This is a genomic window from Pseudomonas sp. H1_D05 (assembly GCF_054682705.1).
The window spans coordinates 3,953,827-3,967,310 of record NZ_CP162825.1; the positions used below are offsets into that span (position 1 = coordinate 3,953,827).

Sequence of the window (13,484 nt, forward strand, 5' to 3'; positions counted from 1 at the left end):
TCGTCTGGTGGTTGGGGGTTCGGTTTTGGTTTGGCGGTGAATCTACCCCTCACCCCAGCCCTCTCCCCCTGGAGAGGGGGCCGATTTATGGGCTTTTCAAAGCCTGAGTTCAACTCGGGATCACATGTCGCTAAAACTCCCGCATACAACGCGGTCAGTCCCCTCTCCCTTCGGGAGAGGGATAGGCGGGCGGCGTTCCGATGAGGGGCTTTTGATCTTTTGCCTTAAACTTTGCGCCAATTGAGGATCAGCAAGGTCAAAACCCCCGCCACAATCCCCCAAAACGCCGAACCAATGGAAAACAACGTCAACCCCGACGCCGTGACCATAAAGGTAATCAGCGCCGCCTCACGCTCCTTCACCTCGGTCATGGCAATGCTCAAGCCATTGATGATCGAACCGAACAGCGCCAGCGCGGCAATCGACAGCACCAGTTCCTTCGGCAGCGCGGCAAACAACGCCGCTAACGTGGCGCCGAACACCCCGGCAATCCCGTAGAAAATCCCGCACCACACCGCAGCGGTGTAGCGCTTGTTGCGATCTTCATGGGCGTGCGGTCCGGTGCAGATTGCCGCGCTGATCGCTGCGAGGTTGATGCCGTGGGAGCCGAATGGCGCCAGCAGCAGCGAGGCAATCCCGGTGGTGGTGATCAGCGGTGAGGCCGGCACGTTGTAACCGTCGGCGCGCAGCACGGCGATGCCGGGCATGTTCTGCGAGGTCATGGCCACCACGAACAGCGGAATGCCGATGCTGATGGTCGCCGCCAGCGAGAAGTGCGGGGTGGTCCACACCGGTGTCGCCACTTCCAGATGAAAACCGCTGAAGTCGAGCAGACCCATAAAGCCTGACAGCGCGGTGCCGATCAGCAGCGCGGCGAGCACGGCATAACGCGGCGACAGGCGTTTGATCAGCAGATAAGTGAAGAACATCCCCAGCACCAGCCCGGTGCGGTGCTGCGCGGCGACGAAGATTTCACTGCCGATCTTGAACAGAATCCCTGCCAACAATGCCGCCGCCAGTGAAGCGGGGATCTTTTTCACCAAGCGTTCGAAGCTGCCGGTCAGGCCGCAGATCGTCACCAGCACGGCGCAGGTGATGTAGGCGCCAATGGCCTCGCCATAGCTCACGCCGCCGAGGCTGGTGATCAGCAACGCTGCGCCGGGGGTCGACCAGGCGATGGTGATGGGCGTGCGATAACGCAGCGACAAACCAATCGAACAGACCGCCATACCGATCGAGATCGCCCAGATCCACGAAGAAATCTGCCCGCTGCTCAGACCCGCCGCTTGCCCGGCCTGGAACATCAGCACCAGCGAGCTGGTGTAGCCAGTCATCATCGCGATGAATCCCGCGACGATCGCCGATGGTGATGTGTCGGCCAGTGGGCGCAGTTGAGTGTGCGTGGCGTCGTTCATGACGGCGGTGTTCCTTATACCAATGAAGATGTCCCCTGTACGCCAAACCCCTGTGGGAGCGAGCCTGCTCGCGAAAGCGGTGTGTCAGTCGACATTCATTTTGAATGTGAAACGGCTTTCGCGAGCAGGCTCGCTCCCACAGGGGATTGTGGTCGACCAGCGGATTCTGTGATCAAGCCTAAACTCAAACGTAACGGATCGTTGCAATACAGCGGAAGTCACAAACAGCCGTACAGTCGTGTTGCCACCTTCCATTGTGTACAATCGCGCTGTTTTTTACGCGATACTTGCCAGCGACCTACTGTGCCGTATTACAGTCACGGTCTATTCGCCGCAGTTCTCCCGACTCGAGTGCCCATGAACGAACAGTTGCAACCCCTCAAGAAACAACCGCGAGCAGGCAAAGCCGGCCGCAGCGGAACCCAGGACGATATTGTCTACGCGCATATCTTCGAGGCCATCCTCGAACAGCGTCTGGCGCCCGGCACCAAGTTGAGCGAAGAAGCGCTGGGGGAAATCTTTGGGGTCAGCCGCACCATCATTCGCCGCGCGCTCTCGCGTCTGGCCCATGAAGGCGTGGTGCTGTTGCGGCCGAACCGTGGCGCCGTGGTTGCCAGCCCGAGCGTTGAAGAAGCCCGTCAGGTGTTTCTCGCACGCCGTCTGGTCGAACGCGCGATCACTGAGTTGGCGGTGCAACACGCCACCGCCGAGCAGATCGCCGAATTGCGGCAGATGGTCAACGATGAGCGCGACAGCTTCTCCCGTGGTGATCGTGGCGCCGGTATTCGTCTGTCGGGCGAATTCCACCTGAAGCTGGCGGAAGCGGCGATGAACGCCCCGTTGATCAGCTTCCAGCGCAGCCTGGTTTCGCAGACGTCGCTGATCATTGCCCAGTACGAAAGCGGCAATCGCTCGCATTGCTCGTATGACGAACACACCCAGTTGATCGACGCGATCGAGAAGCGCGACGGTGAGCTGGCGGTGAATCTGATGATGCACCACATGGATCACATCGACAGCAAGCTCAACCTCGACGAGGAAGGCGCGTCGGATGATCTGCATGCGGTGTTCTCGCATTTGTTGCAGACCAAGAAGCCGGGGCGTCCTGCGGCCAAGCTCTGACTGACCAATAGAAAAATCCCCCGCAGCTGAAAAGTTGCGGGGGATTTTTTGTGCCTGTCTGATCGTTCCCACGCTCTGCGTGGGAATGCCTCTGGGGACGCTCCGCGTCCAGTGACGCGGAGCGTCACGGGCTGCATTCCCACGCAGAGCGTGGGAACGATCATGGGGCGGGGGAAATTAGCGCTGATGCACCAAAGCACCCGCCGCATACGTCTGCTGCACCGTGCGGTCATCGCCCAGCGTCATCAACACAAACAACGTCTCGGCAATGTTGTTGGCCTGCTTCAAACGGTAGCTCAGCAGCGGCGTCGCGTTGTAATCGAGCACCAGGAAGTCAGCGTCGGAACCCGGTTGCAGGGTGCCGATCTTGTCTTCCAGACGCAGCGCCCGCGCGCCACCCAAGGTCGCCAGGTACAGCGACTTGAACGGGCTCAGGCGCGCACCTTGCAGTTGCATCACTTTGTACGCTTCGTTCAGCGTTTGCAGCAGCGAGAAACTGGTGCCGCCGCCAACGTCAGTGCCCAGACCGACATTGAGCTTGTGCTTCTCGGCCATCGGCAGGTTGAACAAGCCGCTACCCAAGAAGAAGTTCGAGGTCGGGCAGAACGAGATCGCTGAACCGGTTTCCGCCAGTCGTGCGCATTCGTCGTCGCACAGGTGCACGCCGTGGGCGAACACCGAGCGCTCGCCGAGCAGTTTGTAGTGATCGTAAACGTCGAGGTAGCCCTTGCGCTCCGGGAACAGCTCCTTGACCCACTCGATTTCCTTGAGGTTTTCGCTGATGTGGGTCTGCATGTACAGATCCGGGTATTCGGTCAGCAGTTGGCCGGCGAGGGTCAGTTGCTCCGGGGTGCTGGTCGGCGCGAAGCGCGGGGTGACCGCGTAGTGCAGGCGGCCCTTGCCGTGCCAGCGTTCGATCAGCGCCTTGCTTTCGACGTAGCTCGATTCGGCGGTGTCGGTCAGGTAGTCCGGGGCGTTGCGGTCCATCATCACCTTGCCGGCGATCATGCGCAGGTCGAGCTTCTCGGCCGCTTCGAATAACGAGTTCACCGATTGCGGGTGCACGCTGCCAAACACCAGTGCGGTGGTGGTGCCGTTGCGCAGCAGCTCCTTGACGAAAATGTCAGCGACTTCGTCGGCGTGGGCCTTGTCGCCGAACTGGCTTTCGCACGGGAAGGTGTAGGTGTTCAGCCAGTCGAGCAATTGCTCGCCGTAGGCACCGACCATGCCGGTTTGCGGAAAGTGAATGTGGGTATCGATGAAGCCCGGGGTGATCAACGCGTCTTGGTAATGCTCGATTTCGATGTCCGCCGGCAGGGTCGGCAGCAAATCACTGGCATGGCCAAGGGCGCTGATCTTGCCGCCATCGACCACCAGCAGGCCGTCCTCGAAATATTCGTAGGAGGCTTCGATCCCGACTTCGGCGGGGTCGGCGATGCTGTGCAGGATGGCGGCGCGGTAGGCTTTGCGAGTCAGAGGCATGAGGGTTCTCTAATCAGTTTGAGGCTTTGAGTTTGGTCGCCTGACTGCGCCGCGACACCGGCAGCAGTTTGGCAATCGGTTCGGCGCTGGCAGTCTGCTGGCCGAAGTTGGCGTTGTAGGTGGCGATGATTTCGCCGGCAATGGAGATGGCGATTTCCACAGGCAGTTTGCCTTTGACTTCGCCGATGCCCATCGGGCAGCGCATGCGTTGCACGACGCCGCTGTCGAAACCGCGATCACGTAAACGGTGTTCGAACTTCGCGCGTTTGGTCTTCGAGCCGATCAGGCCGAAGTAGGCGAAGTCGTTGCGCTTGAGAATCGCGGCAGTGAGTTCAAGGTCGAGTTGATGGTTGTGGGTCATGACGATGCAGTAACTGCCGGCGGGCAGGTCATCGATTTCATCCACAGGCTCTTCGGCGACGATTTTACGCACGCCGTGGGGGATCTGTTCGGGGAATTCGGCCTCGCGCGAATCGATCCAGCGCACCCGGCAGGGCAGGCTGGCGAGCAGCGGCACCAAAGCGCGGCCGACGTGGCCGGCACCAAACACGGCGATCTGCGCCTGCACCTGGCCCATCGGTTCGAACAGCAACACGGTGGCGCCGCCGCAGCACTGGCCCAGGCTGGCGCCGAGGCTGAAACGCTCCAGATGGGTGTCCTGCTTGCCGCTGGCGAGCATCTCGCGGGCGATCTGCATGGCTTTGTATTCCAGATGCCCGCCACCGATGGTGTCGAAACTCTGATTAGCACTGATGACCATTTTCGAGCCGGCATTGCGTGGCGTCGAGCCGAGCTCTTCGATGATCGTCACTAGAACGCAGGGTTCACCCTGGTTCTGCAGGTCGGCGAGGGCGTCGATCCAGTTGTACATACACACCTCTCAGATCGTTCCCACGCTCTGCGTGGGAATGCATCACTGGACGCTCCGCGTCCGCTGTTCAGGATGCGACGCAGAGCGTCGCGGGCTGCATTCCCACGCAGAGCGTGGGAACGATCATCAAACAACCGCGGTTTCAGCTTCGACCGCTTTCACAGCCTTCAACTGACGCATCTGCTCACACCCCCACAACACCCGCTCCGGCGTCGCCGGCGCATCGATCTGCGGCTGATGTTTGTAATCACCGAGGCTCGCCACCGCATCCTTGATCGCGCACCACGAAGCAATCCCGAGCATGAACGGCGGCTCGCCGACAGCCTTGGAATGGAACACCGTGTCTTCCGGGTTCTTGCGGTTTTCCACCAGCTTCACCCGCAGGTCCAGCGGCATGTCCGCCACGGCCGGGATCTTGTAGCTGGCCGGGCCGTTGGTCATCAGCTTGCCTTTGTTGTTCCAGACCAGCTCTTCCATGGTCAGCCAACCCATGCCCTGAATGAAACCACCCTCGACCTGACCGATGTCGATGGACGGGTTCAGCGAGGCGCCGACGTCGTGAAGGATGTCGGTGCGCAGCATCTTGTACTCGCCGGTCAGGGTGTCGACGATCACTTCGCAGCACGCCGCGCCGAAGGCAAAGTAGTAGAACGGACGACCACGCGCCTGGCTGCGGTCGTAGTAGATTTTCGGGGTCTTGTAGAAGCCAGTGCTCGACAGCGAAACCTGATTGAAATACGCCTGCTGGATCAGCGCTTCAAAGGTCAGGATATGGTCGCGAACACGCACGTGACCGTTGTGGAATTCAACGTCTTCTTCAGTGACTTTGTAGTGACGCGCAGCGAATTCGATCAGGCGTTTCTTGATGATTTCCGCCGCGTTCTGCGCTGCTTTACCGTTCAGGTCTGCACCGCTGGACGCGGCCGTCGGCGAGGTGTTTGGCACCTTGTCGGTGTTGGTCGCAGTGATCTGCACACGATCGATTTCGACCTGGAACACTTCGGCCACGACCTGCGCGACTTTGGTGTTCAGGCCCTGACCCATTTCCGTGCCGCCATGGTTCAGGTGGATGCTGCCATCGGTGTAGATGTGGATCAGCGCACCGGCCTGGTTCAAGAAACTGGCGGTGAAGGAAATGCCGAATTTCACCGGGGTCAGCGCCAAGCCTTTTTTCAGGATCGGGCTGTTGGCGTTGTAGCGACGAATCGCTTCACGGCGCTCGTGGTACTGGCTGCTTTCTTCCAGTTCGGCGGTCATCTCTTCGAGCATGTTGTGCTCGACGGTCTGGTAGTAGTGGGTGACGTTGCGTTCGGTCTTGCCGTAGTAGTTGGCCTTGCGCACCGCGAGTGGGTCGAGTTGCAAATGACGGGCAATCGCGTCCATCACTTCTTCGATCGCGACCATGCCTTGTGGGCCACCGAAACCACGGTAAGCGGTGTTCGACGCGGTGTTGGTCTTGCAGCGGTGACCATTGATGGTCGCATCGCCGAGGTAGTACGAGTTGTCCGAGTGAAACATCGCCCGGTCAACGATCGACGCGGACAGGTCCGGCGAGCAGCCGCAGTTGCCGGCCAGGTCCATGTTGATCCCGTGCAGGCGCCCGGTGCTGTCGAAGCCGACGTCGTACTCGACGTAGAACGGGTGACGCTTACCGGTCATCAGCATGTCTTCGACGCGCGGCAGGCGCATCTTCGTTGGTTGGCCGGTGAGGTGCGCAACCACCGCGCACAGGCACGCCGGGCTGGCGGCCCGGGTTTCCTTGCCACCGAAACCACCGCCCATGCGGCGCATGTCGACGACGATTTTGTTCATCGACACGTCGAGCACTTCGGCAACCAGTTTCTGTACTTCGGTCGGGTTCTGCGTCGAGCAGTAAACGATCATGCCGCCGTCTTCGGTGGGCATTACCGAGGAGATTTGCGTCTCCAGGTAGAAGTGTTCCTGACCGCCGATGTGCAGCGTGCCTTGGATGCGGTGTTCAGCGGTTGCCAGCGCAGAAACCGAATCGCCGCGCTGGTGGGTGTGGCTGTCGAGGACGAAGTGGCGCTTGCGGAGGGCTTCGACTACGTCGAGCACAGGTTCGAGATCTTCGTATTCGATGATCGCCGCCATCGCGGCTTTGCGCGCGGTTTCCAGATCCTTCGCGGCCACCGCGAGCACCGGTTGACCGACGAACTGCACGTCATCGATGGCCAGCAACGGGTCGCCTGGCATCAACGGGCCGATGTCTTTCAGGCCTGGCACGTCTTCGTGGGTGATGGCGATGCGCACGCCTTCAAAGGCGTAGCACGGCGAGGTGTCGATGCTGATGATCTTCGCGTGGGCGCGGTCCGACATGCGTGCATACAGGTGCAACTGGTTGGGAAATTCCAGGCGATCATCGATGTACTGCGCTTCACCGGACACGTGCTTGGCGGCGCTGTCGTGCTTGACGCTGCGGCCGACGCCAGAGGTCAGATCCTTGGCGAACAGTTCAGCCAGTTCAGCCTGGGTTTTTTCTACGCCGTGATGGTTAGACATAAGCGGTCACCCGAGTCTCGATGTGCGGTGTTTGCAGTTCGATGAAGTATTTGCGCAGCAGGTTCTGTGCGCTGAGCAGGCGATATTCCTTGCTGGCGCGGAAGTCCGACAGCGGGGTGAAATCTTCCGCCAGTGCGGCGCAGGCGCGTTCGACCACCGTGTTGGTGAACGGCGCACCAATCAGCGCGGCTTCGCAGTGGGCAGCGCGTTTCGGGATCGCGGCCATGCCGCCGAAAGCCATGCGTGCGTCGATGATCACACCGTTTTCGACGCGCAGGTTGAACGCGGCGCAGACGGCGGAGATGTCATCGTCCAGACGCTTGGAGACTTTGTAGGCGCGGAACAGCTGCTCGGCGCTGGCGCGCGGGACGATGATCTTCTCGATGAATTCACTTTCCTGACGGGCAGTGACTTTGTAGTCGATGAAGTAATCTTCCAGGTTCAGTGTGCGGCGGGTTTCGCCTTTGCACAGCACGACCTGCGCGCCGAGGGCGATCAGCAGCGGTGGCGAATCACCGATCGGCGAGGCGTTGCCGATGTTGCCGCCAAGGGTGCCCTGGTTGCGGATCTGCAGCGAGGCGAAGCGGTGCAGCAGTTCGCCGAAGTCCGGGTACTCGGCGTTCAGTGCTTCGTAGCAGTCGGAGAGGGCGGTGGCGGCGCCGATTTCAATGCGGTCTTCGAAGGTGTCGATACGCTTCATTTCCGCGACGTTGCCGACGTAGATCATCACCGGCAGGGTGCGGTGGAATTGGGTGACTTCCAGCGCCAGATCGGTACCGCCAGCGAGCAGACGCGCTTGTGGGTACGCGTCGTAGAGATCGGCAAGGTCGGCGACAGTCAGCGGCACCAGGCAGCGCTTGTCGCCGCTGTTGAGTTCGCCGATATCGGTCGGTGCGATGGCTTTGAGGCGTGCGATGGTCTCCGCTTCGCGGGCATCGAACTGATCCGGCTGCTTGCCGCAGCAGGATTGCTCGGCCGCCGCCAGAATAGGGCGGTAGCCGGTGCAGCGGCAGAGGTTGCCGGCCAGTGCTTCGTGGGCCTTGGCGTGATCCGGTGCATCGCTGTTCTTTTGCAGGGCGAACAGCGACATGACGAAGCCGGGGGTGCAGAAACCGCACTGCGAGCCGTGGCACTCGACCATGGCTTTCTGCACGCTGTGCAGTTCGCCTTTGTGTTTGAGGTCTTCGACGCTGATCAGTTGTTTGCCGTGCAGCGACGACACGAACGTCAGGCACGAGTTGAGGCTGCGATAGCGAATGTGTTCGCGGCCAGCGTCATCCGTTTGCAACTCGCCGACCACCACGGTGCAGGCACCGCAGTCACCGCTGGCGCAACCTTCTTTGGTGCCGGATTTGCCGACGTGTTCACGCAGGTAATTGAGCACAGTCAGATTCGGGTCCAGGGCGTGCTCGCTACGGAGTTCCTGGTTAAGTAAAAACTGGATCACGGAAGGCCTCGCAGACTCATTATTGTTGTTAACCGACGTGAACCGAATTTAGCAGGTCTGACTTTTCGGTCAATGGTTTTCTGACTTAAAGGTCAGGAAAAAGCATTTCGTCGATCAACAGCGTGTCTATTCAGTATTGACCCTCATTGGATCCCCTGCTTTTTTGCGGGAATCGTGCCAAAAACCGCTGAGTGGGCACTCCGCCATGAGCCTGCATTTGCGCTACACTGCGCCGCTTGTGCAGATCGATAGAGTTTGAAGGACAACCATGACGTTCAAGGCGCCGGACAGCCTCGCCGAGCAAATCGCTCACCACCTCGCCGAACGCATCATTCGTGGCGAAATGAAGCCGGGAGAGCGCATCCAGGAACAGAAGGTCACGCTGGCACTGAATGTCAGCCGCGGTTCGGTCCGTGAAGCCTTGCTGATCCTAGAGCGCCGTCACCTGATCGCGATCCTGCCGCGTCGTGGTGCGCACGTCACCGAGCTGACGCCGCACAAGGTGCAGAGCCTGTGCACGCTGATGAGCGAGCTGTACATTCTGCTCGGCAACGCGGTGGCCAATGGCTGGCAAGTGCAATCGGACATGGCGCCGTTCGTGCAGATCCAGCAGCGCCTGACCGCCAGCTACGAGCGTCAGGACATCCGCAGCTTCGTCGACGACAGCTTCAGCGTGATGCGCGCCGCCTATCCGTTCGCCAACAATCCGTACCTGCAAGAGACCGTCGAGAACCTGCAGCCGGCCATGAGCCGTGCGTACTTCCTCGCCCTCGAACAGCGCAAGGCTTCAATGAGCGAGTTCCTCGAACTGTTCGAACGCCTGCTCGCCGCCGTGCTCGCCCGTGATTTGCCGCAGATCCGCATCGTGCTGACGGCTTACGCCCAGCGCAGCTGCGATCTGGTGGTTTCCGCCCTGACGGTTGCCTAAGCGTGCGGCTCAAGTGCATCAAACTGGCGGGATTCAAATCCTTCGTCGACCCGACCACGGTGAACTTCCCCAGTAACATGGCGGCGGTCGTCGGGCCGAACGGTTGCGGCAAGTCGAACATCATCGACGCCGTACGCTGGGTGATGGGCGAAAGTTCGGCGAAGAACCTCCGTGGCGAGTCGATGACCGACGTCATCTTCAATGGTTCGACCAGCCGTAAACCGGTGAGTCAGGCCAGTATCGAGCTGGTTTTCGACAACTCCGACGGCACGCTGCTGGGCGAGTACGCCGCCTACGCCGAGATTTCCATCCGCCGTAAAGTCACCCGCGACAGCCAGACCACCTATTACCTCAACGGCACCAAATGCCGGCGTCGCGACATCACCGATATTTTCCTCGGCACCGGTCTGGGCCCGCGCAGTTACTCGATCATCGAGCAGGGGATGATCTCCAAGCTGATCGAGTCCAAGCCCGAAGACCTGCGCAACTTTATCGAAGAAGCCGCCGGCATCTCCAAGTACAAGGAGCGCCGGCGTGAGACCGAAAACCGCATCCGCCGCACCCACGAAAACCTCGCGCGTCTGACTGACCTGCGCGAAGAGCTCGAGCGTCAACTCGAGCGCCTGCACCGCCAGGCCGAAGCGGCGAAGAAGTATCAGGAATTCAAAGCCGAGGAGCGTCAGCTCAAGGCACAACTGTCGGCCCTGCGCTGGCAGGATCTCAACGAACAGGTCGGTCAGCGCGAGTCGATCATCGGCACCCAGGAAATCAGTTTCGAAGCGCTGGTCGCCGAGCAGCGTAATGCTGACGCGGCCATTGAGCGCTTGCGTGATGGTCACCATGACCTGTCCGAGCGCTTCAATCTGGTGCAAGGGCGCTTCTATTCGGTCGGCGGCGATATCGCCCGCGTCGAGCAAAGCATCCAGCACGGCCAGCAACGCTTGCGGCAGTTGCAGGACGACTTGAAAGAAGCCGAGCGCGCACGCCTCGAAACCGAATCACACCCGGGCCACGACCGCACGTTGTTGCTGACCCTCGGCGAAGAGCTGGACATGCTCACCCCCGAGCAGGAAGTCACCAGCGCTGCCGCCGAAGAAGCCGCCGCTGCACTGGAAGATTCCGAATCGGTCATGCACGGCTGGCAGGAGCAGTGGGACGCCTTCAACCTGACCGCCGCCGAACCGCGCCGTCAGGCTGAAGTGCAGCAGTCGCGCATCCAGCAGCTGGAAACCAGCATGGAGCGTCTGGCCGACCGGCAAAAGCGTCTCGGCGAAGAGCGCGCGCTGCTCTCGGCTGACCCGGAAGACGCGGCGATCATGGAACTCAACGAGCAGCTCGCCGAGTCCGAAGCGACCCTCGAAGATTTGCAGACCAGCGAAGAAGCGCAGGTCGAAAAACTCGAACAACTGCGGCAGGAATTGCAGCAGGCGCTGACCGCGCAACAACAGGCGCAGGGCGATTTGCAGCGACTTAACGGTCGCCTCGCGTCCCTCGAAGCCTTGCAGCAAGCCGCGCTCGACCCGGGCACCGGCACTGCCGAATGGCTGAAAGAACACAACCTCGCCGAGCGCCCGCGTCTGGCCGAGGGCTTGAAGGTCGAGGCCGGTTGGGAGCTGGCGGTGGAAACCGTGCTCGGCGCCGATCTGCAAGCGGTGCTGGTCGACGACTTCAGCGGCTTCGATTTGTCCGGTTTTACTCAGGGCGATCTGCGCCTGCTCAGCCCTGCCAGCGATGGCGTGCGCGTGGCCGGCAGCTTGCTCGACAAGGTTGATGCGCAGATCGATCTGTCGCCGTGGCTCGGTCAGGTCAAGCCGGTCGACAGCCTCGAGCAAGCCTTGGCCTTGCGCGGGCAATTGAGCGCCGGCGAGAGCTTGATCAGCCGCGACGGTTACTGGGTCGGTCGGCACTTCCTGCGCGTGCGCCGGGCCAGCGAAGCGGAAAGCGGCATGCTCGCCCGTGGCCAGGAAATCGAAGCGCTGCACCTCGAACGTGAAGAAAAAGAAGCCACGGTCGAGGCCATGGAAACCCGTCTGCAAACCCTGCGTGCGCAACAGCGTCAGCAGGAAAACGGCCGCGAACATTTGCGCCGTTTGCTGCAAGACGAAGCGCGTCAGCAAGGCGAATTGAAAGCACAGCTGTCCGCCGGTAAAGCCAAGGCCGAACAGCTGACTTTGCGTCGCACCCGTCTCGATGAAGAGCTGGTCGAACTGGGCGAACAACGCGAACTCGAGCATGAACAGATCGGCGAAGCGCGCATGCAATTGCAGGAAGCGCTGGATGCCATGGCGCTGGACACCGAGCAGCGTGAATTGCTGCTGGCCCAGCGCGACAGCCTGCGCGAGCGCCTTGACCGCGTGCGCCAGGAGGCGCGGCAGCACAAGGATCACGCCCATCAATTGGCCGTGCGTCTTGGCTCTTTGCGCGCGCAACACGACTCCACGCGTCAGGCGCTGGAGCGTCTGGAAATGCAGGCCGAGCGCCTGACTGAAAAGCGCGAACAGTTGAGTCTGAATCTGGAGGAGGGCGAGGCACCGCTGGAAGAGCTGCGCCTGAAACTCGAAGAACTGCTCGACAAGCGCATGACCGTCGATGAAGAACTGAAGACCGCGCAGATCGCTTTGGAAGATGCCGATCGCGAATTGCGCGACGCGGAAAAGCGCCGGACTCAGGCCGAGCAGCAATCGCAGTTGATTCGCGGCCAGCTCGAACAGCAACGCATGGAATGGCAAGCCCTGACCGTGCGCCGCAAGGCTTTGCAGGATCAGTTGCTGGAAGACGGCTACGATCTTAACGGCGTGCTCGCGACATTAACCGCGCAAGCCAGTGAACGCGAAGCCGAAGAAGAACTCGAACGCATCAACGCGCGGATTCAGCGCCTGGGGGCGATCAACCTCGCGGCCATCGATGAATACACGCAACAGTCCGAGCGTAAACGTTATCTGGATGCCCAGGACGCCGATCTGGTCGAAGCACTGGAAACGCTTGAAAACGTAATCCGCAAGATCGACAAGGAAACCCGTAACCGTTTCAAAGATACCTTTGATCAGATCAACGGTGGTTTACAGGCACTTTTTCCAAAAGTTTTCGGTGGCGGGCGCGCGTATTTGGAACTGACGGGCGAAGATCTACTCGATACAGGGGTAACGATCATGGCGCAGCCGCCAGGGAAGAAGAACAGCACCATCCATTTGCTCTCCGGCGGGGAAAAAGCCCTGACCGCACTGGCACTGGTTTTTGCCATCTTCAAATTGAACCCGGCGCCGTTCTGCATGCTCGATGAGGTTGACGCGCCACTGGATGACGCTAACGTTGGACGCTACGCACGCTTGGTCAAAGAGATGTCGCAGACCGTGCAGTTCATCTATATCACCCACAACAAGATCGCCATGGAAATGGCCGAGCAGTTGATGGGCGTAACGATGCATGAACCGGGTTGTTCGCGACTGGTAGCCGTGGATGTCGAGGAGGCGATGGCGATGGTGGACGCCTGAGTCAGCGTGGTGTCGGAAAAGGTAATTCAGGTCTGTAGGACTTTTTTACCAACTGCGACTTGCTGGCCAATCGACATATTCGCGCAAGCCAAATGAGACAGACGGTGTAAAGTTGTCTTTGGTCGTGCTAGTTTAATGTCAATTTTTCGTATACGTGGGCAAAACGCCTGTCAGAACATAGAGTTGGCGCCACGTTTTAAAGCGGTTT

Annotated in this window: 8 protein-coding genes; 3 read left to right on the forward strand and 5 right to left on the reverse strand. The window is 60.4% G+C overall.

Translation table 11 applies throughout. From position 1 onward, the window contains the following. Window positions 1–224 precede the first annotated feature (224 nt). The gene (locus tag AB4O11_RS17955; protein ID WP_093431804.1) at window positions 225–1,415 is read right to left on the reverse strand and encodes a benzoate/H(+) symporter BenE family transporter; all 1,191 of its coding nucleotides are present in this window, start codon (window positions 1,413–1,415) and stop codon (window positions 225–227) included. Between the two features lie 357 nt (window positions 1,416–1,772). Here AB4O11_RS17955 and AB4O11_RS17960 point away from each other — a divergent pair, with 357 nt between their 5' ends. Further along, window positions 1,773–2,537: a GntR family transcriptional regulator gene (locus AB4O11_RS17960; RefSeq protein ID WP_007918375.1), complete on the forward strand. Its 765-nt coding sequence runs from the start codon at window positions 1,773–1,775 to the stop codon at window positions 2,535–2,537. 177 nt (window positions 2,538–2,714) lie between these two features. On the opposite strand, the gene guaD is transcribed toward AB4O11_RS17960, so the two are convergent. From guaD to xdhA, 4 genes are all read right to left on the reverse strand, one after another. Beyond that, the gene (gene guaD / locus AB4O11_RS17965; protein WP_034152857.1) at window positions 2,715–4,019 is read right to left on the reverse strand and encodes a guanine deaminase; all 1,305 of its coding nucleotides are present in this window, start codon (window positions 4,017–4,019) and stop codon (window positions 2,715–2,717) included. Window positions 4,020–4,032: 13 nt separating this feature from the next. Beyond that, on the reverse strand, window positions 4,033–4,890 hold the full coding sequence (xdhC, locus tag AB4O11_RS17970; protein ID WP_460090284.1) for a xanthine dehydrogenase accessory protein XdhC: 858 nt from the start codon (window positions 4,888–4,890) through the stop codon (window positions 4,033–4,035). Between the two features lie 126 nt (window positions 4,891–5,016). Then, window positions 5,017–7,410, reverse strand: coding sequence for a xanthine dehydrogenase molybdopterin binding subunit (gene xdhB, locus AB4O11_RS17975; protein ID WP_460127722.1), 2,394 nt, complete (start codon window positions 7,408–7,410; stop codon window positions 5,017–5,019). Continuing rightward, a complete protein-coding gene (xdhA, locus tag AB4O11_RS17980) occupies window positions 7,403–8,857 on the reverse strand; it encodes a xanthine dehydrogenase small subunit (protein ID WP_460127724.1) in 1,455 nt (484 codons plus the stop codon). Before xdhA ends, xdhB begins: the two co-directional genes overlap by 8 nt. 268 nt (window positions 8,858–9,125) lie before the next feature. Here xdhA and AB4O11_RS17985 point away from each other — a divergent pair, with 268 nt between their 5' ends. Further along, window positions 9,126–9,785, forward strand: a complete 660-nt coding sequence (locus AB4O11_RS17985; protein ID WP_460127725.1) for a GntR family transcriptional regulator — start codon at window positions 9,126–9,128, stop codon at window positions 9,783–9,785. Window positions 9,786–9,787: 2 nt separating this feature from the next. Then, window positions 9,788–13,276: a chromosome segregation protein SMC gene (gene smc / locus AB4O11_RS17990; RefSeq protein WP_460127728.1), complete on the forward strand. Its 3,489-nt coding sequence runs from the start codon at window positions 9,788–9,790 to the stop codon at window positions 13,274–13,276. Window positions 13,277–13,484 lie beyond the last annotated feature (208 nt).

What these genes read in the sequence shown, in the direction of transcription:
- AB4O11_RS17955 (WP_093431804.1), bottom strand. Translation starts at nt 1,415, where the DNA reads ATGAACGACGCCACGCACACTCAACTGCGCCCACTGGCCGACACATCA.
- AB4O11_RS17960 (WP_007918375.1), top strand. Translation starts at nt 1,773, where the DNA reads ATGAACGAACAGTTGCAACCCCTCAAGAAACAACCGCGAGCAGGCAAA.
- guaD (WP_034152857.1), bottom strand. Translation starts at nt 4,019, where the DNA reads ATGCCTCTGACTCGCAAAGCCTACCGCGCCGCCATCCTGCACAGCATC.
- xdhC (WP_460090284.1), bottom strand. Translation starts at nt 4,890, where the DNA reads ATGTACAACTGGATCGACGCCCTCGCCGACCTGCAGAACCAGGGTGAA.
- xdhB (WP_460127722.1), bottom strand. Translation starts at nt 7,410, where the DNA reads ATGTCTAACCATCACGGCGTAGAAAAAACCCAGGCTGAACTGGCTGAA.
- AB4O11_RS17985 (WP_460127725.1), top strand. Translation starts at nt 9,126, where the DNA reads ATGACGTTCAAGGCGCCGGACAGCCTCGCCGAGCAAATCGCTCACCAC.